20 protein-coding genes and 1 pseudogene are annotated in these 21,851 nt (G+C 66.4%); 8 read left to right on the top strand and 13 right to left on the bottom strand.

Annotation, left to right across the window (positions count from 1 at the left end; all coding sequences use genetic code 11):
* Positions 1–44 precede the first annotated feature (44 nt).
* Positions 45–263, top strand: a complete 219-nt coding sequence (locus tag ACEVQ6_RS09735; RefSeq protein ID WP_374888757.1) for a hypothetical protein — start codon at positions 45–47, stop codon at positions 261–263.
* A gap of 82 nt (positions 264–345) precedes the next feature.
* On the opposite strand, the gene ACEVQ6_RS09740 is transcribed toward ACEVQ6_RS09735, so the two are convergent.
* Positions 346–1,251 carry a S1C family serine protease gene (locus ACEVQ6_RS09740; RefSeq protein ID WP_374888758.1) on the bottom strand — a complete coding sequence of 302 codons (906 nt, stop codon included), beginning with the start codon at positions 1,249–1,251 and terminating at the stop codon, positions 346–348.
* A 317-nt stretch (positions 1,252–1,568) separates the two neighbouring features.
* Here ACEVQ6_RS09740 and ACEVQ6_RS09745 point away from each other — a divergent pair, with 317 nt between their 5' ends.
* A complete protein-coding gene (locus ACEVQ6_RS09745) occupies positions 1,569–2,027 on the top strand; it encodes a hypothetical protein (protein WP_374888759.1) in 459 nt (152 codons plus the stop codon).
* A 162-nt stretch (positions 2,028–2,189) separates the two neighbouring features.
* Here the strand turns inward: ACEVQ6_RS09745 and ACEVQ6_RS09750 are convergent, their stop codons facing one another.
* Positions 2,190–3,200 carry an SIS domain-containing protein gene (locus ACEVQ6_RS09750; RefSeq protein ID WP_374888760.1) on the bottom strand — a complete coding sequence of 337 codons (1,011 nt, stop codon included), beginning with the start codon at positions 3,198–3,200 and terminating at the stop codon, positions 2,190–2,192.
* Positions 3,201–3,819: 619 nt separating this feature from the next.
* Here ACEVQ6_RS09750 and ACEVQ6_RS09755 point away from each other — a divergent pair.
* The 3 genes from ACEVQ6_RS09755 (at position 3,820) to ACEVQ6_RS09765 (ending at position 9,878) form a co-directional block, all read left to right on the top strand.
* Positions 3,820–5,856 carry a DEAD/DEAH box helicase gene (locus ACEVQ6_RS09755; protein WP_374888901.1) on the top strand — a complete coding sequence of 679 codons (2,037 nt, stop codon included), beginning with the start codon at positions 3,820–3,822 and terminating at the stop codon, positions 5,854–5,856.
* Between the two features lie 29 nt (positions 5,857–5,885).
* Entirely contained in the window at positions 5,886–6,194 is a 309-nt protein-coding gene (locus tag ACEVQ6_RS09760; protein ID WP_374888761.1) for a hypothetical protein, read from the top strand.
* An 843-nt stretch (positions 6,195–7,037) separates the two neighbouring features.
* The gene (locus tag ACEVQ6_RS09765) at positions 7,038–9,878 is read left to right on the top strand and encodes a beta strand repeat-containing protein (protein WP_374888762.1); all 2,841 of its coding nucleotides are present in this window, start codon (positions 7,038–7,040) and stop codon (positions 9,876–9,878) included.
* Between the two features lie 369 nt (positions 9,879–10,247).
* Here the strand turns inward: ACEVQ6_RS09765 and ACEVQ6_RS09770 are convergent.
* From ACEVQ6_RS09770 to ccmA, 6 genes and pseudogenes are all read right to left on the bottom strand, one after another.
* A pseudogene (locus ACEVQ6_RS09770) lies at positions 10,248–11,006 on the bottom strand (IS5 family transposase).
* A gap of 359 nt (positions 11,007–11,365) precedes the next feature.
* Positions 11,366–11,986: a DsbE family thiol:disulfide interchange protein gene (locus ACEVQ6_RS09775; RefSeq protein WP_374888763.1), complete on the bottom strand. Its 621-nt coding sequence runs from the start codon at positions 11,984–11,986 to the stop codon at positions 11,366–11,368.
* Positions 11,983–12,144, bottom strand: a complete 162-nt coding sequence (gene ccmD / locus ACEVQ6_RS09780) for a heme exporter protein CcmD (protein ID WP_374888764.1) — start codon at positions 12,142–12,144, stop codon at positions 11,983–11,985. Before ccmD ends, ACEVQ6_RS09775 begins: the two co-directional genes overlap by 4 nt.
* A 1-nt stretch (position 12,145) precedes the next feature.
* A complete protein-coding gene (locus ACEVQ6_RS09785) occupies positions 12,146–12,907 on the bottom strand; it encodes a heme ABC transporter permease (protein WP_374888765.1) in 762 nt (253 codons plus the stop codon).
* 101 nt (positions 12,908–13,008) lie between these two features.
* Positions 13,009–13,668, bottom strand: coding sequence for a heme exporter protein CcmB (ccmB, locus tag ACEVQ6_RS09790; protein ID WP_374888766.1), 660 nt, complete (start codon positions 13,666–13,668; stop codon positions 13,009–13,011).
* Positions 13,665–14,303 carry a heme ABC exporter ATP-binding protein CcmA gene (gene ccmA / locus ACEVQ6_RS09795; protein WP_374888767.1) on the bottom strand — a complete coding sequence of 213 codons (639 nt, stop codon included), beginning with the start codon at positions 14,301–14,303 and terminating at the stop codon, positions 13,665–13,667. Before ccmA ends, ccmB begins: the two co-directional genes overlap by 4 nt.
* Before the next feature lie 287 nt (positions 14,304–14,590).
* On the opposite strand from ccmA, the gene acnA reads away from it, so the two are divergent.
* Positions 14,591–17,281, top strand: coding sequence for an aconitate hydratase AcnA (gene acnA / locus ACEVQ6_RS09800; RefSeq protein ID WP_374888768.1), 2,691 nt, complete (start codon positions 14,591–14,593; stop codon positions 17,279–17,281).
* A 360-nt stretch (positions 17,282–17,641) separates the two neighbouring features.
* Here acnA and ACEVQ6_RS09805 read toward each other — a convergent pair whose 3' ends face one another.
* Entirely contained in the window at positions 17,642–18,145 is a 504-nt protein-coding gene (locus ACEVQ6_RS09805) for an invasion associated locus B family protein (protein ID WP_374888769.1), read from the bottom strand.
* A 442-nt stretch (positions 18,146–18,587) separates the two neighbouring features.
* On the opposite strand from ACEVQ6_RS09805, the gene ACEVQ6_RS09810 reads away from it, so the two are divergent.
* Complete coding sequence (locus ACEVQ6_RS09810) at positions 18,588–19,160, top strand: sigma-70 family RNA polymerase sigma factor (protein WP_374888770.1); 573 nt, start codon at positions 18,588–18,590, stop codon at positions 19,158–19,160.
* 16 nt (positions 19,161–19,176) lie between these two features.
* On the opposite strand, the gene ACEVQ6_RS09815 is transcribed toward ACEVQ6_RS09810, so the two are convergent.
* Complete coding sequence (locus ACEVQ6_RS09815; RefSeq protein WP_374888902.1) at positions 19,177–19,566, bottom strand: YkvA family protein; 390 nt, start codon at positions 19,564–19,566, stop codon at positions 19,177–19,179.
* Positions 19,567–19,615: 49 nt separating this feature from the next.
* On the bottom strand, positions 19,616–19,933 hold the full coding sequence (locus ACEVQ6_RS09820; RefSeq protein WP_374888771.1) for a 4a-hydroxytetrahydrobiopterin dehydratase: 318 nt from the start codon (positions 19,931–19,933) through the stop codon (positions 19,616–19,618).
* 160 nt (positions 19,934–20,093) lie between these two features.
* Between ACEVQ6_RS09820 and ACEVQ6_RS09825 the strand changes: the two genes are divergently transcribed.
* The gene (locus ACEVQ6_RS09825) at positions 20,094–20,585 is read left to right on the top strand and encodes a low molecular weight protein-tyrosine-phosphatase (RefSeq protein WP_374888772.1); all 492 of its coding nucleotides are present in this window, start codon (positions 20,094–20,096) and stop codon (positions 20,583–20,585) included.
* Here the strand turns inward: ACEVQ6_RS09825 and thpR are convergent.
* Both thpR and ACEVQ6_RS09835 read right to left on the bottom strand, forming a co-directional pair.
* A complete protein-coding gene (gene thpR, locus ACEVQ6_RS09830) occupies positions 20,522–21,112 on the bottom strand; it encodes an RNA 2',3'-cyclic phosphodiesterase (protein ID WP_374888773.1) in 591 nt (196 codons plus the stop codon). The genes ACEVQ6_RS09825 and thpR overlap by 64 nt on opposite strands.
* A 100-nt stretch (positions 21,113–21,212) precedes the next feature.
* A complete protein-coding gene (locus ACEVQ6_RS09835; RefSeq protein WP_374888774.1) occupies positions 21,213–21,851 on the bottom strand; it encodes an arylesterase in 639 nt (212 codons plus the stop codon).

Below are 21,851 nucleotides of genomic sequence, written 5' to 3' on the forward strand. Positions count from 1 at the left end.
CTCCGGCGGTTGGACCAGCACAGGCCGGCGAAAGGAGGCATGAAATGGCAAACGACCACGCAAGGACGGACCGCGCCGCGCGCATCGAGGATGATGCGAAAGGCCAGTTCGCCCGACCGATGCGCCACAGCAAGGCATCCGGCGTCGCGAGCGCCAAGCCGACGGTGATCACCGGTTGCGAGGATGCGACCGCCCACCGGACGCCGACGGACCGGAAGAAGCATAAGGATGGCGATCCGGAAGACGGGAACGGGGCGCGCTAAGCGGCTGGCGGGGGGCCTGCCGTCATGCCGGCCCTCACCTTTCCGGACGGCGACGGCGGCACCGGCGGGCCGGGACGGCCCGTCACTGCATCTGCGGCTTCTTCAGGTAGCTGTCCCGGTCGGCGGATTTGATCCTGAGCCAGGCCTCGCGGCCGTCCCTGAGGATGCGCAAGGGGATCTCGGCGCCTGCCGGGCCGCTCTCCCAGACCTGCCGGTAGAAATCGGCGAGACTTCCGACCTCGCCGTCGCGCACCTCGGAAATCACGTCGCCGTCCTTGAGGCCGGCGCGCGCCGCCGGGCCGCCGGGCGAGACGCTGACGACGACGACGTCGCCGTTGCGCTCGGCCGAGATCGCGCCGAGCCAGGGGCGGGGCGGCCGGTTGACCCGGCCGCGCGTCAGGAGGTCGTCGAGGACCGGCTTCAGCAGGTTGATCGGCACGATCATGTTTATGTCGGAGACGGAGCCGCCCTGGCTCATCTGCAGCCGCAGCGAGCCGATACCGATGATCCGTCCCGCGGCATCGACCAGCGCCGCCCCGCCCCAGGAGGGATGGGCGGGCGCGGTGAAGATCGCCTCGTCGAGCAGATACTCCCAGTAGCCGGCGAATTCCTGCTTGGCGACGATGCCGGTCATCACGGCATGGCCGGTGCCGTCGACGAGAACGGCGGCGTCGCCGATCGACGCGCGGTCGGAATCGCCGAGCGGCAGCGCCGGGCAATCGAGCGCCCCCAGCGCCTTGACGAGGGCGAAACCGCTCTCCTGGTCGAAGGCGAGCACATGGCCCGGCACCGTCCGGCCGTCGGAGCGCCGCAGCCAGACCTCCTCGGCCTCCAGGACGAGATAGCCGATGGTGAGCACGAGGCCGTCGTCGCGGATGACCACACCACTGCCCTCGCGCAGCGTGCCGAGCGCCTGGGCGGTGAAGGCGTCATCCGGGATCGACGTGCGCACCGCCACCACCGAACGGGAGATCGTGTTCTTGTCCATGGAAACACCTCGACTGAAAACTCTGGTGAAGAGATATGAACGCGGCCGCCTCTCCGCAAGTTTTCGCCGGGCCCCGGGGACGTTGTGCACAGGCACGGTATCAATCGCGCGGTCATGGACACCGGCGCCGGGCCGGCGGAGGCGGCATCTTCGGCCCTCCTTGCGCCGCCCCTTAAGGAGGCCCGCGCCGACACCGGTCCTGCGCGCGCCTGCGCCCAACGGGAACCGTTTTACCTCTGCCAGCCATCGGGCTATCCTTCGCCGCAGGGCTTCTCGTCAAGGACACAAGGGGAGGCGTGCGGTGCTTAGGGCGGCGGATGAAGGTCTATGACGTCGTGGCCGACCTGCGAGGGCAAAGGTTCGCCGCCCTCCTGACCGAACTCGGCCGGCATGCCGACACGATCGGCTTCGTCGTTCAAGGGGAGATGGCGGCGGAAACGCGGGAGCTCCTCGACACAATCGACAGCCTCAAGATCAGCGACGGCCTTCGGCAATCCTGGCCCGGCACGAGGCTGCTTGACGGCTTTGCCAGAGTGCTGGAATATCCCGCGAGCCCATCGGTGCTGGAAGCCCTGGCACACGTCGCCGACGGCGTGTTCGACTGGTCTCGGCCGTCGTTTCCCGAGGACGTGTTCATGACGTCAGGCGCGACCGTTCTCCTGGAAACCGTCGGTCACGAACGCTTTGCCGTCGTCCGGTGTCAGGACATCTCTCCGCTTCTTCAAAGCCTCGTCGACGACGGTATCCTGAGACCCCGCCGGCAAAGGCTGACATGATTCTGTCCTCGGCCTGTGTTCGGTTCCCGCTTCCATGATCCGTCGATGCCGGAACCCGCCCAGAACACGTTCGGCAAACACTGGTTCACCGAACGTGTTCCATCCTTTTGTTTTTGCTGCATTGTCCGACGCCGAAGCGATCCCGCGTCGGCAGGACGGGCCCTAGAGCCGGATCCCCGTCATGACGCTGCGCCAGGGCTCGCGGTCGCCGTGCATCGTATCGGGATTGGTGCCGCGCAGGCGGGCGAGCTCGGCCGTCAGGCGCTGCAGCGGAACGATGCCGGTCAAGGGCCGCAGCAGGGGATGGGGCGAGACGAAGGAAAGGTCGAGGCCGTCGCGCTCGCCGACGGCGAGCGTCTTGAGCCCGAGCCTGTCGAGCACGGAGAAGAGCAGCGCCGTGCGCCCGCCGTCGTCCTCGGCCGGCTCGATGATCGCCGCCGCCATCCCCGGACGATAGCTCGCCGGCGTGCCGTGCAGGGCGAATTCCGGCGACATCGCCTCGGTCCAGAGCCAGGCGCCCTCCTTGATCTTCAGCGCCGCTTCCGCCGCCGTCGAAAGGTCGAGGCCGAAGCCGACGACGAGCAGCACCTCGGCATCCGAAAGCGCCTGCGCCGCCGCGGCCGGATTGCCGCGCCGAAGGGTTTTGGCCAGCGCCTGCGGCAGCGCCCGCAGCGCCCTGGCGAAGGCGCGGTCGGGGGAACCGTCGAAGGCGGCGGCCAGCAGCGCCAGGACGGTGAGCGAGCCGAGATAGGAGACGGTGAAGGTGCCCGCCGTCTCGTTGGCACAGGTGCGCAGCACCTCGTCGGCCGCCTGCTCCGGTGCCGCGGTGCCGACGATGGCGAGCGTGCGGGCCCCGGCCTCGCGCGCCCGGACGAGCGCGGCGGTCGGGAAGATCTTGTAGCCCCGGTGGCTGATGACGACCACCTGGTCCTCGGCGCGAAGCGGCACGAAGGTGCCGACGTCATGCGCGTCGAGCGCCTGGGGCCGCACCCTGCCGCCGGTCAGCATCGCGATCCAGCCCGCGGCGACGCGCGCGGCATGCAGCGACGTGCCGATACCGGTGAAGAGGATCGGCCTTGCGGGGTCGAGCGCCGGCACCTCCATGCCGAGGAGCCCGTCGACCACCTCGGGAATCGCGGCGATCTGGCGGTCGACATTGAAGTCACGGCGCATGCGGGGTCCCTCCGGTTGCGGCCGGCGCGGCAACGTGCGGCCGGCCGACGGGAATGGGCGCCGCCGCTTGCGCGCGGCAGGCTCACCCCTCAGCCTAGGGCATAATCCGGCCGGAGTGAAACGCGGATCGGCAAGATGACGCTTCAGAACAATGCGTTCAGAGCGCAGCGTCGCTTGGACGCGATCGGACCGCGCCTGAGGGCATGTCCGGCCACGTCCGGCCGGAGCGGGACGCATTCGGCATGCCGGAGCGTGGAGAACCGAAGCGGACGCGCGGCCCGGCCGTCCGCGGCGGCTTGAAGGGCGTGGCCGCCGGCCTTGGCCACCTCCCGCGCCGTCGCCCCTGCATGTCTCTTCCGCTCCCCCCTGCACTCCGCACGACGACGTCACGCCTGGCGCAGTCCCCGCAGGCGCGGCGTTCGCCCGCGATCGCCCCGACCGTTGCGTCGCCGCACCCGGGTTGCGCACGTTTCGCCGCGGTGTGTAGCGGCCCGAGCCTCGCCCTGCCGCCGCCCGCTTTGACATTTTGCGTCCAAGGGACTAGGAACCGCCGATATCCGGCCGTGCTCCCTGCGGCCCCGGGGCCGACGGCTCCCGCCCGATCCGAAAGACAGACATGATGACCGATCTCTCCGGCGCCGTCCCGGCGATCGCCAGCGCATTGGCACGGCGCGGCTACGAGACGCTGACGCCCGTGCAGCAGGCGATGCTCGACCCGGGGCTCGCCACCGCCGACGCGCTGGTCTCGGCCCAGACCGGCTCCGGCAAGACCGTCGCCTTCGGCATCGCCATGGCGCGCACGCTGCTGTCGGAGGAGGAGCGCTTCGGCCGCGCCGGCGCGCCGCTGGCGCTGGTGATCGCGCCGACGCGCGAACTGGCGCTGCAGGTCAAGCGCGAGCTCGACTGGCTCTTCGCCGATGCCGGCGCCGTGATCGCCGCAGGGGTCGGCGGCATGGACATCCGCAACGAGCGCCGGGCGCTGGAGCGCGGCAGCCATATCGTCGTCGGGACGCCGGGCCGCATCTGCGACCATATCCGCCGCGAGGCGCTCGACCTGTCGGCGCTGCGCGTCGCCGTGCTCGACGAGGCCGACGAGATGCTCGATCTCGGCTTCCGCGAGGATCTCGAATTCATCCTCGACGCGGCGCCGCAGACGCGTCGCACGCTGATGTTCTCGGCGACCGTCCCGGCGTCGATCGCCAAGCTGGCGAAAAGCTACCAGCGCGACGCGGTGCGCATCACCACCCAGGCCGAGACGCGCCAGCATGTCGACATCGAATACCGCGCGCTGCTCGTGACCCCCTCCGACCGCGAGAACGCGATCGTCAACGTGCTGCGCTATTACGAGGCGGCCAATGCGATCGTCTTCTGCGCGACGCGGGCCGCTGTCAACCACCTGACGGCGCGGCTGTCCAACCGCAATTTCTCCGTCGTGGCGCTCTCGGGCGAGCTCAGCCAGAACGAGCGCACCCATGCGCTGCAGGCGATGCGCGACGGCCGCGCCCGCGTCTGCATCGCCACCGACGTCGCCGCGCGCGGCATCGACCTGCCCGGCCTCGAACTCGTCATCCATGCCGATCTGCCGACCAATTCAGAGACGCTGCTGCACCGCTCCGGCCGCACCGGGCGGGCGGGCCGCAAGGGGGTGAGCGCGCTCGTCGTGCCGGTCAACCAGCGCCGCAAGGCCGAACGCCTGCTGGCGGGCGCCGCGGTCGAGCCGGTCTGGGCGAACGCGCCCTCCGCCGACGCGGTCAATGCGCGCGACGAGGAGCGGCTGTTTTCCGATCCGGTCTTTTCCGAGACGGCGCGGAGCGAGGAGGAGCAGGGCCTGATCGACCGGCTCGCCGCCCGCTTCGACGCGTCGACGCTTGCCGCCGCCTTCGTCGCGCTGCATCGCGGCCGCCAGTCGGCGCCGGAAGACATCGCCGAGGTGTCGTTGACGCCGGCGCGCAAGCCGCGCGAGACGGCGTCCGGCGATCCGGCATCGCGACCGCTGACCCCGCGCGGCGATTTCGGTCCGGCGGTCTGGTTCTCGCTCTCCGTCGGCCGCAAGCAGCGCGCCGAGCCGCGCTGGCTGATCCCGACGCTCTGCCGCAACGGCGGCCTGACCAAGCAGGAGATCGGCGCGATCAAGATGCAGGCCGACGAGACCTTCGTCGAGATTTCGGCCGACCATGCGGAGCGCTTCCTGGAGAAACTCGGCAAGGACCGGATGATGGAGCGCGGCATCCGCGTCACCCGCCTCGACGCGGTGCCGGATTTCAGGAATTTCTCGCGCGGCACCGACGAGGACGGCTTCACCCGTCGCGAGGGCCCGCGCATGGACAAGCCGTGGAAGGAAAAGCCGGGAAAGGAGAAGCCCGGAAAGGACGGGCCCCGCCAGGACGCGGCCTGGAAGGACGGATCCTGGAAGGACAAGCCGCGCCGGGAGCTGCCCGCGCAGGACCGGCCGGCGAAGGCCGCCGTCGACCGCGACGCGGACGCCCGCCGGATGGACGACGCGGTCTGGGGCAGCCCGAAGCCGAAGGCCGGTCCCCGCAAGGCCGAGACCCAGCGCGCCGGCGCGGCGGAGACGCCCGGCAAGCCCTACCGCAAGACGGGCGACCGGCCGGGCGGCGGCAAGCTTCGGGGAAAACCCAGCGCCAAGCGCGGCTAGCGTTTCCCGCCGAGGCGGGATCGCGCGCCGTGATCGACATGACGGGAGGTTTCGGCCGGATGCTGCGTCATGCGGGTATCGCTACCCAAGGCATGACCAGCGCCGCCGCCTTGCCGGGCTTCGGGCAGATCGGACCGACGATGGTGGCACCGATCCGGCGCGCTGGTCGTATGGCGCTGCGGGTCGAGCTCCACGTCTTGCCCGGCGACGCGTGGATCCTGTTCCACCGGCCGACATGCGCCTCGTCCTCGAACCCGATCTCTTCGTTTTACTCAGACCACTCAGGCGGCAATCCCTGCCACTGCGGCGAACCTATCCTGAAATCCTCGATAGCTTGAGGATCTCGCGCGTGATGTTTGGGACATGTGCCGGCTTGCGGCAGGCCTGCGGCCTACATTTCACGGCCAAACGTCGGCTCGCTCAGCCTCAAAAAGCCGGTGCGCCCGATCGCACGGACGCCGGCGAACACCGTCGTCGAGAGAGGTGGCGGCCCACGCGCGATGGCGTGCGCCAGCGTCGCGCGCTGCTGGTCGCTCAGCCGCGGTCGCTGACCGGGAGCCTTGCCATTCAACAGGCCTTGGGGACGGCGTTCATCGAAGCACATGCCCCAGTCGCGGCCAATCCGATGCGTGACATTGCCGAGGCGGGCGGCCTCCGACCGCGAGCCGCCATCGTCGATCGACGCCGGCGCCCAAAGACGCCGTGCCTGAGCGGCAGCCTTCGTCCGCCGCGCCCCCCGCCGGAGACCGTCTTCATCGAAATCGTCACGTTATCAAATCCCTGATCGCATCGAGCACCTTCCTTTCCCGCCGGAGATACGGATTCACCCGTTTCGGGAAGGCCAAGCAATCGAGATCGGCGAGGCGGCGTAGTGAGTCACGGATGAAACCTCTGAAGGCGAAAGTGCCACACAAGGGGGGGTCCGCTTGGAATCTGAAGGACGCGCGACGCCCCTCATCCGCACTGGCGATGCCCCTGCCGGCGAGATCCACACGGTAACCCGATCCGCCGCCACACCTGTCCGGAGGTCACTGCGCTCCCGCCGCCGGCAAGGCAGGAAAAACACCAAATGATTGTACTTTCATCCTTTCGGCCCGTCCTTGACGGAGATATCAGTGAGGCCATGGTGCCATCGCCGTGCGTCGGGTCGCATTGATGGGACGCACAGCGGAGTAGGACACATGGCGACGGTTTACGGAACAAATGGCAGCGATATCCGCAATGGCACCAATGGTGGCGACATCCTCTACGGGTGGTCGAAGAACGGCACCGCGGCGACGGATACCGGTGACGACATTCTGAACGGTCTCGCTGGCAACGACATCATACATGGCGGCGGCGGCAAGGACACGATCGATGGCGGTCAGGGCTATGACGACCTCTACGGCGACGATGGCGACGACACAATTCGCACCGGCTCCGACAACATGTTCGGCGGCGCCTTTGCTTCGGGTGGCGCCGGCAACGACAGGCTGATTGGCGGTAACGACACTGACCACCTGATCGGTGACGACGGGAACGATACGCTGCTGGGCGGCGGCGGGACGGACGACCTCACGGATGGAGCATATGGCGACCTTGCCTCCAGCGACGTCATGGATGGAGGCGACGGCGACGACAGAATAAGATCCTACGGCGGCGCAGATGTCATCGACGGCGGTGCCGGGGCTTTCGATACCCTCTATTTCTATCGCGAGTACGCCTTGAACGACCTTGTCTTCACGTTCGTTTCCGAGAGCGACACAGTGACGGTCATCGGTGACGGCACGACGGTGACGGGTATCAACCTGTTTGCGATCTGGACCGGCGGCGGCGATGACAGGATCGACCTTTCGAAAACCGATGCCGGTGGCAATTGGGTCGTGACCGGCGGCGGCAATGACACGATCCAGACGGGAACGGGTGACGACGTCCTTGGCGGAGAAGGCGGTAACGACGTCATCCGGGCCGGTGGTGGCGGTGACGAGATTTTTGGCGGCGGCGGTGACGACATTCTCTACGGCGAGAACGGTGACGATGTCTTGACGGACGGCGACCTCATCCCCCTCCCCGACGCCGATATGCTGAGCGGAGGCGCAGGGAGAGACAGGATAACGTCCCGGGGAGGCCGCGACATCATCGACGGTGGCGGGGGTGTCGATAGCCTGACCCTGAACCGCACCGGCGCCACGGCCGGCCTGACCTTCGTCATGACGTCGGTCTCTGCGGTGACGACCCTTGTCGGCGACGGCACGACGGTGGTCGGCGTCGAGAATTTCGACATGGTTCTCGGCTCCGGAAACGACACCGTCACGCTCGGCTTCGGTGAGGACCGGATCCGGGGTGGTGCCGGAAACGACCGGCTCGAAGGCAATAGCTCGCTCTATGGCGAGGATGGCAACGACGTTCTGCGTCTCAGCGGTCGCTTTGGCACCGCCAGTGGCGACCAGGGGGACGACAGCCTCATTGGCAGTTCCAGCGATGACATGCTGTTTGGCGGGGCGGGACGAAATACCGTGAATGCCGGCAGAGGCGACGACCAGATCTATTCGGATGCCGGGATCGACAGGATCATTGGTGGCGACGGCACCGATGTCGTCTTCTTCGACTGGCGCGACAGAAGCGCTGCCATCGTCCTTGATTTCGCCGGCGTCGATGCCGTCACGACAGCCGTCGGCATTGGTTCGACGGTCGTCGGTGTCGAGCGTTTCGACATCCAGAGCGGGTCTGGCAACGACCATATCGTCACGGGCACCGGCAACGACATGATCGGCGGCGGCAATGGTCATGATGTTATCGGCGGCGGTGAGGGTGCCGACAGGATCGCCGGCGGGGCCGGAAACGACGTCATCCATGGCGGTGTGGGACGGGATTACATTGAGGGTTTGGAGGGCAACGATACGCTTGATCTCGGAGACGATGGCGGGCTCGCGGCAGGCGGCCGCGGCAATGACCTCTATATTCTGACCGGTGACCCGGGAGTCGACCGCATCTATGAAGCCATTCGGGAAGGCATCGACGAGATCCGCAGCACGTATACGTTCGATCTCGCGGCTGTCCCCTATGTGGAGAACCTGACATTGCTCGGCGAGGCCGCGAGCAACGGATATGGCAATCACTACAGCAATGTCATAACGGGCAACGGTGCCGTCAACAGTCTCAAGGGCGGCACCGGCAACGACGTTCTCGACGGCGGTGGTGGTGCCGACATCATGTCTGGCGATGAAGGCGACGATACGTTCCACGTCGACACGATCGCCGACAGGGTCTTCGAGCGGACCGGAGAAGGCGTGGACCTCGTGCGCGCTTCGGTTTCCTTTTCCCTCGCCGGCCAGGCAATCGAGAACCTGACACTGACGGGGTCGGCCAACATCAATGCGACGGGCAATTCCGCTGCCAATATCATCGTCGGCAACAACGGCCGCAACATCATTGACGGGGGTATCGGTGCCGACACGATGAGTGGCGGTGCCGGCAACGACACTTATGTCGTCGACCACAGCCGCGACCGGGTCCTTGAGCGGACGGGAGAAGGCACAGACCTCGTCCGCACCTCCGTTTCCTTTTCCCTTTCCGGTCAGGCGATCGAGAACCTGACACTGACGGGATCGGCCAACATCAATGCGACGGGCAATTCCGGCGCCAACATCATCATCGCCAACAAAGGCGACAATCTCATCGATGGCTCGACCGGCGCGGACATCCTCACCGGAGGTGCGGGCAAGGACACCTTCGCTTTTACCGCGGCGCCTGGCGGCACAAACATCGAACGGATCACCGATTTCTCGGTCGCGGACGACACGCTCCTCGTCAGCCGGAGCGTCTTCGGCCTGACGACACCGGGCGCGCTCCCGGCCAATGCCTTCAAGGATCTCGGCATTGAGGGTGCCGCCGTCGATGCCGACGACCAGTTCATCTACAACAGCAGGACGGGGGTATTGCTCTATGACCGCGACGGCAGCGGTGCCGCCGCCGCCATCAGGTTCGCCACGCTCGATAACAGACCCTTCCTGACGGCGGCGGATTTCCTCGTCGTTGCCTGAACCGACGTTCTTTGCATCGAAGGGGGAATGAACGAGACGCGTGCACGGACATGTCTTGCTGCGGCCCTATCCGGCGTCGGCAATCACTCTCAGACCCGCTTCACAGTGAAGAGGATGGCGGTGAGGCGAATTTGAACGCCCACCTTTGCAAGCCGCCACGCATCCGGCGCAGACAGAGGGTGGCTCGGCAAATCCGAACAGGTGAGACACGTGGCCTTCGGCTCATCAACACGGCAGTATGCCGGGAACCGGAGGCGCGGAAGACGTTGCCGCGCTTTGCCGCATCCAAAGTTCTCTTTGGTGATAAGGCGGCCAACAACGAGGTGTCGCAAGGCCGTTGAACCGCCGCCTATGTTCAGGCTCACAAAATCACAACCCGAAGATGACGGTTGCAAAGAGGCAGGTGCTTGAGAAGAAGGCGTGGGCACAGCGCTCGTAGCGGGTTGCAATGCGGCGCCAGTCCTTGAGCCTGGCGAAAAGGTTCTCGATCTTGTGGCGTTTCTTGTAGAGCGCCGTGTCACAGGGATATGGCACCTTCCTGCTGCAACGCGAAGGGGATGCAGGGCTCGATACCCTTTGCCTGCGAGACGTTCCGGAAGGCTTTGCTGTCATAGCCACGATCAGCAATCAGCGTCCTGGCGAGCGGCAGAGGGCATGCAAGGACAGGGCGAGCGCCTTTGTGGTCGCCACTCCGGCCTTTGCTCAAGCGCAGGATGACCGGGCGTCCCCTGCCATCGCAAACGGTCTACAGTTTGGCGTTCCGTCCACCTTCGGTGCGCCCGATACGACGGGGAACATCCCCTTTTTCAAGAGGCTCGCCGCCGTGCGGCGAGCCTTCAGGTGCGAGGCGTTGATCGTGATGGGCTCCGCTCTCGGCCCTTCGCCGGAAAAGCCCGCGAAAATACGGTCGAAAACGCCGGGCCGGCTCCCGCGGATGAAGCGGGTGTCGAGCATCCTGTGCGGGCCTCAGTCCTTCGGCGCATCCTTCCACTGCAGGCCATGCGTGAGGACGTGGACAATGCCGCTGACGACACGGCGGTCATCAACGCGTGAAACGCCGTGTGACAGCGGGAAGAACGGCTCGATCCGCGCCATCTGGCTTTCGCTCGGCGGAAACACCTCAGTCATCACGGTCTCCTTCAACAGAGACGGCGACTCACCGATCAAATCAAATGAACAGGTCCTGAGCCTGGCCAGCCGAAGCGGGATCGCTTTGGCGTCGGAGAATGCGGCACAACGAAAGGAGAAAGCACATTCGGTGAACCGGCGGTCACCGAATGTGCTCCAGAGTGTGTCAGGGATAAGCGGGATCCGGTTGTCCCGAAAAGACAAACGACAACAGAAGAGCAGAGAGTCTGCCCGGTTCAGAATAACCTGAGATACTCTAGAGCATTTCCAGCCGAAGCGTGATCGCTTCGGCGTCGGACAATTCTGTAAAAACAAGGGCATAGAGCGTTGAAGGTGATCCCGAGATAACCAGAAATGCTCTAGCTCCCCGCCAGCGCCTTCTCGACCGCCGGCATCAGCCCCTCGGCGATGCTCTTTTCGTCGAAGGGACCGATGCGCTTGTAGAGGATCGTGCCGTCCGGGCCGACGAGGTAGGATTCGGGAATGCCGTAGACGCCCCAGTCGATCGCGGCGCGTCCCTTGGGATCGGTGCCGATCGCGGAAAACGGATTGCCGAGTTCGCCGAGGAACATCAATGCGTTGTCGTTGCGATCCTTGTAGTTGATGCCGACGATGGTGAGGCGCCGGTCGCGCGAAAGTTCGAGGATCAGCGGGTGCTCCTGCCGGCAGGGCACGCACCAGGACGCCCAGACATTGACCAGCGTCAGCCTGCCGGAAATCGCCGCGTCGGTCAGCGCCGGCACCGGCTTGCCGGCAAGCCGCGCCCCCTCGAGCGGCGGCAGGTCGAGCGGCGGCGCCTTCGTGCCGATCAGCGCCGAGGGGATTTCGCTGACATCGCGGCCGGAATTCAACTGGCTCCAGAAGATGCCGGCAAGACCGAGGAACAGCGCGAGCGGCAGCACGGCGAGCAGCAGGCGCAGCCCCTTGCCAGGCCCCGCGCCGCGCGCTGCCGGCGGAAGGCTTTCCCCGGGCGCGCTCATGCGCCGCCCTCCGAGCGGCGGCGGATGCCGGAGGCGTCGAGCACCGCCAGTTCGCGCCTTCGCGCCCGGCCGTCGAGGATCACCCAGAGGATGAGGCCGGCGACCGTCAGACCGGCGACCGCATAGCTGGCGGTGACATAGGCAAGGTGATCGCTCATCTCACGCTCCCCGACCGATGCCGCGGGCGGCCTGCCGGCGCATCGACAGCACGCGGCGGCGCCAGATCTCGTTGCGCATGGCGGCGACATGCAGCGTGAAGAACAGAAGCGTGAAGGCGACCGCCATGACGAGGAGCGGCCGCAGGAATTCCGGGTCGATCGTCGGCCCGTCGAGGCGGATGACGCTCGCCGGCTGGTGCAGGGTGTTCCACCAGTCGACAGAGAACTTGATGATCGGGATGTTGACGAAACCCGCGAGCGTGACGATGGCCGACACCTTGGCCGCCCGCCCCGGCTCGCCGAAGGCGCGGCCGAGCGCGATCAGGCCGAGATACATCAGGAAGAGGACGAAGACGGAGGTGAGCCGCGCGTCCCAGACCCACCAGGTGCCCCACATCGGCTTGCCCCAGAGCGAGCCGGTGACGAGCGCCAGGAAGGTGAAGGCCGCGCCGATCGGAGCGGCGGCCTTGGCGGCGACGTCGGCGAGGGGATGGCGCCAGACCAGCGTGCCGAGGGCCGCGACCGCCATCACCGTGTAGCACATCATCGACAGCCAGGCCGACGGCACGTGGATATACATGATCCTGACCGTCTCGCCCTGCTGGTAATCGCCCTCGGTGGTGAAGGAGAGCCAGAGGCCGGCGACGAAACAGAGGGCCGTCAGCCCGGCGAGCCAGGGCAGCACGCGCTCGGCGAGGCCGAGGAAGCGCGTCGGATTGGCGAGATCGGCTAAACTGCGGATGGTCAGGCTGTTGTCGCTCATCGCTCCCTCATACTCCCGAACGCGTGGCCCTTCAATTGACCGCGATCAAGCCGGCGTCGCACTTTCGTGTCATTGGCTCAGTGCGGGGACGCGGCGCGTGGTCATTCCGATGCGGCGCGCAGCGCGAAGGCCGCAGCAAGCGGCCCCAGCACGGCGAAGAACAGGGTGATCGCCGTCAGCATCAGGAAGGGCGGCAGGAACGGCGCCGGCTCCTCGACCGCCGCATAGGTCGCGCTGACGCCGAAGATCAGCAGCGGGATCGCCAGCGGCAGGACGAGGATCGAGACGATCAGACCGCCGCGCGGCAGCGCCACGGCGGCGGCCGCCCCGACGGCGCCGATCAGCGTGATCCCGGGGGAGCCGACGAGGAGCGTCAGCGCGCAGGCGCCGATCGCGACCGGCGCCATGTTCATGAACAAGCCGAGCACGGGCGCAGCGATCACCAGCGGCAGGCCGGTCGCCATCCAGTGGGCGAGGCATTTGACGAGCACGGTCATGACCAGCGGCTGGTCCTGCATCAGCATCAGGTCGAGCGACCCGTCGTCGCGCTCCGCCTGAAACAGGCGGTCGAGGCCGAGCAGGCTCGAAAGCAGCGCCCCGATCCAGAGAATGGCCGGGCCGATGCGCGACAGGAGGTCGAGATCCGGACCGACGCCGAAGGGAATGACGGCGACGACGGCCATGAAGAACAGAACGCCGGTCAGCGCCCCGCCGCCGGCGCGCACGGAAAGCTGGAGGTCGCGGAGAAACAGCGCCCTCATTCCGCGTCCTCCCCATCCGCGCCGCTGAAGCCCGTCATCCGCAGGCTCTTCGTTCCGGCGAGGCCGAGCGGCTGGTGCGTCGCGGCGACGACGATCCCGCCGCCGGCGCGGTGGTCTTCGATCAGCCGCGAGAACCCCGCCTCGGATGCCGCGTCGAGCGCCGCCGTCGGCTCGTCGAGCAGCCAGACGGGCCGATGCGCGACCAGGAGCTTCGCCATGGCGATGCGCCGCTGCTGGCCGGCCGAGAGATAGCCGAAGGGCAGGTGGCCGACGCCGGTCAGGCCGAAGGCCGCGATCGCGTCCGCAACCGGACGTCCGCGCCCGCCGGGAAAATCGCCCATGAAGGATGTCCAGAAGGAAAGGTTCTCGTCGACGGTGAGCTCGCGTTTCATCGCGTTGCGGTGGCCGAGATAGTGGCAGGAACCGGCCGTGGTCTCGATGCCCTCGCCCGTGATCTCGACGCGTCCGGCAAGGGGCGGCAGAAGCCCTGCCAGGACCCTCAGCAGCGTCGACTTGCCCGAGCCGTTGGCCCCGGTGACGAGGAGGGCGTCACCGGGGCCGAGCTCGAAGGAAATATCCTTGAAAATCAAATCTCCGCCACGTTCGGCGCTCAAGCCTTCCACCGTCAGGCGCATCGGTCTTTCCCGCCCTTTCCCCACCTGCACAAGCCGGTCTCAGACCTTCGTCGCAGTGCGAAAAAATTGTCTCTGTTTCGCCGCCCGCGGTCTGGCACGTTTCGCGGAAATTATCTATAACCCGCTCAACGCGCCAGCAGCCGGCGTGAATGTCATCCTAGCGCCGAACCTGGATTTTCTTCCACGTACGGACAGCGGAAATGGCTGCACCCGCATCCCATCATGCGCCGCCAGGCGTTCGGGCGTTCGTACGTCAGTTTTTGGCGATCAGACGGAGCGGGTTACCAGTGTCCAAATCCCTTGACAGTTTCAATTGTCGTTCGACGCTCACCGTGGGCGACAAGGAATACGTCTATTACAGCCTGCCGAAAGCCGAGGAAAACGGCCTTTCCGGCGTTTCCAAGCTGCCCTATTCGATGAAGGTTCTGCTCGAGAACCTGCTGCGCTTCGAGGACGGCCGCTCGGTGACGAAGGAGAACATCCTCGCGGTGGCGGAATGGCTTAAGAACAAGGGCCTGGAAGAAAACGAGATCGCCTATCGCCCGGCGCGCGTGCTGATGCAGGACTTTACCGGCGTTCCCGCCGTCGTCGACCTTGCCGCCATGCGTGACGGCATCAAGGCGCTCGGCGGCGATCCGGAGAAGATCAACCCGCTCGTCCCCGTCGACCTCGTCATCGACCACTCCGTCATCGTCGACGAGTTCGGCACGGCCTCGGCCTTCGCCCGCAATGTCGAGCTCGAATACGAGCGCAACGGCGAGCGCTACCGCTTCCTGAAATGGGGCCAGCAGGCCTTCAAGAATTTTCGCGTGGTCCCGCCCGGAACGGGCATCTGTCATCAGGTCAATCTCGAATATCTCGGCCAGACCGTCTGGACGAAGGAAGAGGACGGCGAGACGATCGCCTATCCCGACACCTGCGTCGGCACCGACAGCCATACGACGATGATCAACGGGCTAGGCGTGCTCGGCTGGGGCGTCGGCGGCATCGAGGCGGAAGCCGCCATGCTCGGCCAGCCGGTCTCCATGCTGCTGCCGGAAGTGATCGGCTTCAAGCTGACCGGCAAGCTGAAGGAAGGCGTCACCGCCACAGACCTCGTGCTGATGGTCGTGCAGATGCTGCGCAAGAAGGGCGTCGTTTCCAAGTTCGTCGAATTCTTCGGGCCCGGCCTCGACAACATGACGCTCGCCGACCGCGCCACGATCGGCAATATGGGCCCGGAATACGGCGCCACCTGCGGCTTCTTCCCGGTCGACGCCGAGACCATCAACTACCTCACCATGTCCGGCCGCGAGGAAGACCGCATCGCGCTGGTCGAGGCCTATTCGAAGGCGCAAGGGATGTGGCGTGAGGGCGACGGCGCCGACCTCGTCTTCACCGACACGCTGGAACTCGACCTCGGCGACGTGGTCCCGGCCATGGCGGGTCCGAAGCGTCCCGAAGGCCGCATCCCGCTCGAAAACATCGCGCCCGGCTTCGCCAAGTCGCTCGAGACCGACTACAAGAAGCCCGGCCAGCTTCATGACCGCTATGCGGTCGAGGGCGAGGATTTCGACCTCGGCCATGGCGACGTCGCGATCGCCGCGATCACGTCCTGCACCAATACCTCCAACCCGTCGGTGCTGATCGCCGCAGGCCTTCTCGCCCGCAACGCGGTCGCGAAGGGCCTGAAGAGCGCGCCCTGGGTCAAGACGTCGCTCGCGCCCGGATCGCAGGTCGTCGGCGAGTATCTCGAAAAGTCCGGCCTGCAGAAGGACCTCGACGCGCTCGGCTTCAATCTGGTCGGCTTCGGCTGCACCACCTGCATCGGCAATTCCGGCCCGCTGCCGGCGCCGGTGTCGAAGACGATCAACGACAAGGGCCTGATCGCCGCCGGCGTGCTCTCCGGCAACCGCAACTTCGAGGGCCGCATCTCGCCGGACGTGCAGGCGAACTACCTCGCCTCGCCGCCGCTCGTCGTCGCCTATGCGCTGGCCGGCTCGGTGCAGAAGGACCTGACCACGGAGCCGATCGGCACCGGTTCTGACGGCAACCCGGTCTATCTCAAGGATATCTGGCCCTCCTCGCGGGAGATCCAGGAATTCATCATGAAATACGTCACCCGCGAGCTCTACGCGACCAAATATGCCGACGTGTTCAAGGGCGACGCCAACTGGCAGGCGGTGCAGGTGCCGGCCGGCCAGACCTATGCCTGGGACGACGCCTCGACCTATGTGCAGAACCCGCCCTATTTCGTCGGCATGGGCAAGACCGGCTCCGGCATCTCTGACATCAAGGGCGCGCGCGTCCTCGGCCTGTTTGGCGACAAGATCACCACCGACCACATCTCGCCGGCCGGTTCGATCAAGGCGGCCTCCCCCGCCGGCGCCTATCTCATCGACCACGGCGTGGCGGTCGCCGACTTCAACCAGTACGGCACGCGGCGCGGCAATCACGAGGTGATGATGCGCGGCACCTTCGCCAATATCCGCATCCGCAACCACATCATGGGTCCGAACGGCAAGGAAGGCGGCTACACGATCCACTACCCCTCGAAGGAGGAGATGTCGATCTACGACGCCGCGATGACGTACAAGGCGGAAGGCGTGCCGCTGGTCATCTTCGCCGGCGTCGAATACGGCAACGGCTCCTCGCGCGACTGGGCGGCCAAGGGCACCAACCTGCTCGGCGTTAAGGCCGTGATCGCCCAGTCCTTCGAGCGCATCCACCGCTCCAACCTCGTCGGCATGGGCATCGTGCCCTTCGTCTTCGAGGAGGGAACCACCTGGGAGACGCTCGGCCTCAAGGGCGACGAACTGGTGACGATCGACAATCTCGCCAACGTCCAGCCGCGCGAGAAGCGCACCGCCGTCATCACCTATGGCGACGGCTCGGTGAAGGAGGTGCCGCTGATCTGCCGCATCGATACGCTGGACGAGGTCACCTACATGAACAATGGCGGCATCCTGCAGACCGTGCTGCGCGACCTCGCGGCCTGATCCGGTCACCTCCATATCGGGCAATAAAAAGAGCCGGCGGATCCTGTCCGCCGGCTCTTTGCGTTCCCGAGCCGTGCACCCCGGGAAAGGGGCGGCGATGTCCTGGAGCATTCCCGGTGATCACTGGCTCACCGGGAATGCTCTCTCCTGCGTTTCAACGCATTGTCCGGGCGTCAAATCCGATCCGGATCTGACTGGAAATGCTCTCTCCTTTTGTTTTTGCCGCATGATCCGACATCGAAGCGATCCCGCTTCGGCTGGAAATGCTCCAAAACGCAAAAACGCCTCCCCTGCCCGGGTCCATGGGCGAGGGAGGCGCGAAGGCTTCAGCGGCGGGGGAGGTCCCCCCGTCTTTGGCGCTTACTTGCAGCGCTCGATCTGCTTCAGGGCGGCGGAAATGCCGGAGAGCGAATAGGAGTAGGACGTCGCCGTGCCGCGGCCCGATTTCGCCGCAACCGACATGGCCTTGCCGGACTTCATCGCGTTGACGAGCGCGGGCTCCTCGGCGGCGTTTTCCACCCAGGCCGAATTGCCCTTGGTGAACAGCGAGAAGGCGCGGCCGTCGATGGTGACCGTCACCTTCGAGTTCTCCTGCAGCGCATAGCCCATCATCGCCTGGGGTTCATAGCTGATATTCTGGCCGGGGCGCTGGGAGACGAGGAAGAAGATGTCGCCATGGTTGACGCTGGCCGGGCTCTTTTCCTTCGGCACCGACAGCACGTAGCAGACTTTGTTGCCGCCGGACTGATAGGAATAGGCGCCCCAGTCGTTGAACTGCTGGATGCGGGTCGGCGACTGCGCCAGGGCGAATGTGGCCGAGGCGGCGACAAAAACGAGCGCGGTGGTGAGTTTCTTTACAAACATTGTTGTCCTGCCGGTTTTTTCCCTGTCCGACCCCTTCACGGGTGGCCGGGCACAGTAGGTCACGATCTGAAGGAACTTGACGTTATTTTGGTTACCAAACCGTCAATGCGCGCTGATTTTCCGCCCCGTGATGCCTGGTAGACTGCCAAAAAATCTGCCGGTTTCCCCTCTGTTCCAAGGCTATGCGACTGCGATGATCCGGGACCGCGCCCCCTGATGCGGCGACCCCGAAGGCCCGGCGTTCCACCCGGGATGGAGCAATGGATGGGACGGCCGTTTCCGCGCATCTCCCGCCCGTCCCGCCGCCTTCGCCCTGGAAGGAGGCCGGCCGGAAGCCGTGTTTCGATTTCAAACACAAAGATTCAGGCGAGAGTTTGACCTTTGGCAAAAGCGATGTACCTGTTGTCGGCAGACGGCAACGCGGAACCATGGGAGGCGGCGAATGAATGTTGACGCACGACAACGCTTCGCTGGCCTTGCCGCCAGGGTCGCAGAGCAGCGCGATCGCGCCGCCTTCGGGGAACTCTTCGATTTCTTCGCGCCGAGGCTCAAATCCTTCCTCATGCGCCAGGGACAACCGGCGCAGGAGGCCGAGGACCTGGCGCAGGAGGTGATGGTCATCCTGTGGCAGAAGGCCCATCTCTACGATCCGGCGCGCTCGTCGCTCTCGACCTGGCTGTTCCGCATCGCCCGCAACCGCCGCATCGATGCGGCGCGCCGCCAGCGCGGCCCTGCGCTGACTGCCGAGGACCATCCGGCCCTGGTGCCGGCGCAGCCGCCGGCCGCCGACGAGATCCTCGAAGCGGCCGACCGGGAGCTTGCCGTCAGGAAGGCGCTGCAGGTCCTGCCGCAGGAGCAGCTCGACCTCGTGCGCCTGGCGTTTTTCCAGGGAAAGTCCCACAGCGAGATCGCCGAGGAGACCGGGCTGCCGCTCGGCACCGTCAAGTCGCGCATCCGCCTCGCCTTCAGCAGGCTTCGCGCCCAGCTCGAACCGGGGGTGCAGGGCAGGGCATGAGAGGGAAAAAACCCACTCAGCCGGCGCGGGACGTCTCGGCCTCGCCGGCCAGCGTCTCGTCGGCGCGCTGGTAATGGCTTTCCTTGATCTGTCCGCTGATCGCGGCGAAGGCGGCCGTCAGGACCGCGATGTCGTCGGAGAAGCCGACGACCGCCAGGACATCCGGCAGAAGATCAAACGGCAGCACGAAATAGGCGAGCGCCGCGAGCAGGATGCCGCGCGTGCGCGTCGGCGTCGCCGGATCCATCGCGCAGTAGTAGGCGGCGACGAGGTCGCGCGAGAAGGGGATCTGCCGGACGGCCCGCCGGAACGTCGGCCAGAACCGCCGCTTGACCCTGTGCGCCCGCTTTTCCTGCTCCGATTCCTCGCCCGGCATCAGGATTTCTCCGATCTTCACGTTGTCGATCATCGCGACCTTGCTCCTTCGTCGAAACGAGATATGGGGGCCCCGGCCGTCATTTCAAATCCGCCGCCGCCCGGCGCGCGGCCGCCCGGTCGATTTTTTCCGCGAGCGCGAAGTCGCGCTCCGTCAGCCCGCCGGCATCGTGGGTGGAGAGCGTCACGTCGACGCGGTTATAGACATTGGTCCATTCGGGATGGTGGTCGAGCTTTTCCGCCGAAAGCGCCACTTCGGTCATGAAGCCGAAGGCCTCGACGAAGCTCGCGAAGCGGAAAGCCCTGCGGATCGCCTGCCCGTCCGTCAGGAGCGCCCAGCCCGGTCGCGCCGCCAGCCCCGCCTTGATCGCCTCTGCGTCCAGCTTTTCCGGTTTCATTCGTCCCTCCCTGTGCGATGGCCGCGCTCCCGGCCCGTTGCCTCTGCGTCCATTTCCTGCAATCCGTTTCCCGGACCCGGTTTCCCCGGCGCCCGTCATGGGTTACCAACAACGCGCGATCCTTGCCAAGGTTCGCGAAGGCCCACAGGAAAGGATGCCGATGGCGCGAAGCACGACCGATCCCGCCCCGCTCCGCATCCTCTTCGTCTGCCTCGGCAACATCTGCCGCTCGCCGCTGGCGGAGGGTATCGCGCGTCACCTGGCCGGCGGCGCGCCCTCCCCCATCCACGTCGATTCCGCCGGAACCGGCGGCTGGCATATCGGCGATCCGCCGGACGGGCGCTCGATCGCGGTGGCGCGGCGCCATGGCGTCGACATCTCGGCGCAGGCGGCGCGGCAGGTGGAACGGGCCGATTTCACCCGTTTCGACCTGATCCTCGGCATGGACCGGCAGAACGTCGCAACCCTGCGCGCACTCGCTCCGGCCGGAACGACGGCGCGCATCGCGCTCTTCCTCGATCACACGCTCGGGCTCGATGAGGACGTCCCGGATCCCTATTTCGGCGGCGCGGACGGGTTCGAGGCGGTCTACAGCCAGCTCTTCAAGGGTTGCGGCGCGCTGCTGGCGGCCAGCGACGGGCTCGCCTCGTGAAGCGGAAAGACTTCCTCGGTCAGGTAGGGCCCGCCGCCGACGGAATCGCGTGACGACAGCAGGACGAAACGGGACACCGTGAAGGTCGGCGTCTGGAAATTGCCGCGCCCGGAGAGATAGGAGACGACATCCTCGACGCGCGAGGCGCGCAGCCGGGCCAGCGTCACATGCGGCGTGAACTTGCGCGGGTCCGGCGCAAGGCCGAGCCTCTGGCAGATCCGCTCGATCTCGGCCTGAAGGGCGAAGATCTCCGGATGGGCGCTGACCCCGGCCCAGACCGAATGCGGCTTCTTCGAGCCGAAGGCGCCGATGCCGTTCAGCTGCAGCGGGAATTCCGGCCGTTCGATCCTGTCGAGCCGGTCGACGACCTCGTCGGCGGTGCGTCCGTCAACATCGCCGATGAAGCGCAGCGTGATGTGATAGTTCTCGACGTCGATCCAGCGGGCGCCGGGGAGACCGCCGCGCAGCAGGGAGAGACTCAACGCGGCAGTGCGCGGAATTTCGAGGGCGGTGAAAAGTCTCGGCATGGGGACCTCCTCGATTCTCGACTGCTGCCCTTCAACGAAACATGCGAGGACAGGCGGTGCAACTGTTATTTCCCACCCGTCACTTTTGTCCCCGGCGGCCTCAGCCTCCGGCCTTGAGCGAGGCCAGGAAGCGCTCCGCCGCAGGCAGGAAACGCTCGACCATGACGCCGACGCCGTCGGCATTCGGATGCATGCCGTCCTCGAGCTGGAGCGCGGCCTCGTTGACCACCCCGTCGAGGAAGAACGGATAGAGCTCCAGCCCATGCTTTTCGGCAAGTTCGGGGTAGATCGGGTTGAACCGCTCGGCATAGTCGCCACCCATGTTCGGCGGCGCCAGCATGCCGGCGAGGAGCACGGCGATGCCGCGCTCCTTCAGCCGCGCGACGATCGCCTCGAGGTTCCGGCGGCTTTCCTCAGGCGGGATGCCGCGCAGCGCATCATTGGCGCCGAGCTCGAGGATCACGCCCTTCGTGCCGTCCGGCACCGACCAGTCGACGCGGGCAAGGCCCGCGGAGGTCGTGTCGCCGGAGACGCCGGCATTAACGATCGCCACGTCATGGCCCTTTTCCCTCAGCGCCGCCTCGAGGCGGGCGGGAAAGGCATCGCCCGGCGGCAGCTGGTAGCCGGCCATCAGGCTGTCGCCAAACCCTACCAGCGCGATCGGCTCGGCGCGGGCGGACGCTCCCGAAAACGTGACCGCGAGCGCGACGAAAACACCTGCAAGAGCTTTCAAACCCAT

This window comes from Ensifer soli (genome assembly GCF_041928815.1).
In the GTDB taxonomy this organism is placed as follows: domain Bacteria; phylum Pseudomonadota; class Alphaproteobacteria; order Rhizobiales; family Rhizobiaceae; genus JBHFEI01.

What these genes read in the sequence shown, in the direction of transcription:
- ACEVQ6_RS09735 (WP_374888757.1), top strand. Translation starts at nt 45, where the DNA reads ATGGCAAACGACCACGCAAGGACGGACCGCGCCGCGCGCATCGAGGAT.
- ACEVQ6_RS09740 (WP_374888758.1), bottom strand. Translation starts at nt 1,251, where the DNA reads ATGGACAAGAACACGATCTCCCGTTCGGTGGTGGCGGTGCGCACGTCG.
- ACEVQ6_RS09745 (WP_374888759.1), top strand. Translation starts at nt 1,569, where the DNA reads ATGAAGGTCTATGACGTCGTGGCCGACCTGCGAGGGCAAAGGTTCGCC.
- ACEVQ6_RS09750 (WP_374888760.1), bottom strand. Translation starts at nt 3,200, where the DNA reads ATGCGCCGTGACTTCAATGTCGACCGCCAGATCGCCGCGATTCCCGAG.
- ACEVQ6_RS09755 (WP_374888901.1), top strand. Translation starts at nt 3,820, where the DNA reads ATGACCGATCTCTCCGGCGCCGTCCCGGCGATCGCCAGCGCATTGGCA.
- ACEVQ6_RS09765 (WP_374888762.1), top strand. Translation starts at nt 7,038, where the DNA reads ATGGCGACGGTTTACGGAACAAATGGCAGCGATATCCGCAATGGCACC.
- ACEVQ6_RS09775 (WP_374888763.1), bottom strand. Translation starts at nt 11,986, where the DNA reads ATGAGCGCGCCCGGGGAAAGCCTTCCGCCGGCAGCGCGCGGCGCGGGG.
- ccmD (WP_374888764.1), bottom strand. Translation starts at nt 12,144, where the DNA reads ATGAGCGATCACCTTGCCTATGTCACCGCCAGCTATGCGGTCGCCGGT.
- ACEVQ6_RS09785 (WP_374888765.1), bottom strand. Translation starts at nt 12,907, where the DNA reads ATGAGCGACAACAGCCTGACCATCCGCAGTTTAGCCGATCTCGCCAAT.
- ccmB (WP_374888766.1), bottom strand. Translation starts at nt 13,668, where the DNA reads ATGAGGGCGCTGTTTCTCCGCGACCTCCAGCTTTCCGTGCGCGCCGGC.
- ccmA (WP_374888767.1), bottom strand. Translation starts at nt 14,303, where the DNA reads ATGCGCCTGACGGTGGAAGGCTTGAGCGCCGAACGTGGCGGAGATTTG.
- ACEVQ6_RS09805 (WP_374888769.1), bottom strand. Translation starts at nt 18,145, where the DNA reads ATGTTTGTAAAGAAACTCACCACCGCGCTCGTTTTTGTCGCCGCCTCG.
- ACEVQ6_RS09810 (WP_374888770.1), top strand. Translation starts at nt 18,588, where the DNA reads ATGAATGTTGACGCACGACAACGCTTCGCTGGCCTTGCCGCCAGGGTC.
- ACEVQ6_RS09820 (WP_374888771.1), bottom strand. Translation starts at nt 19,933, where the DNA reads ATGAAACCGGAAAAGCTGGACGCAGAGGCGATCAAGGCGGGGCTGGCG.
- ACEVQ6_RS09825 (WP_374888772.1), top strand. Translation starts at nt 20,094, where the DNA reads ATGGCGCGAAGCACGACCGATCCCGCCCCGCTCCGCATCCTCTTCGTC.
- thpR (WP_374888773.1), bottom strand. Translation starts at nt 21,112, where the DNA reads ATGCCGAGACTTTTCACCGCCCTCGAAATTCCGCGCACTGCCGCGTTG.
- ACEVQ6_RS09835 (WP_374888774.1), bottom strand. Translation starts at nt 21,851, where the DNA reads ATGGGTTTGAAAGCTCTTGCAGGTGTTTTCGTCGCGCTCGCGGTCACG.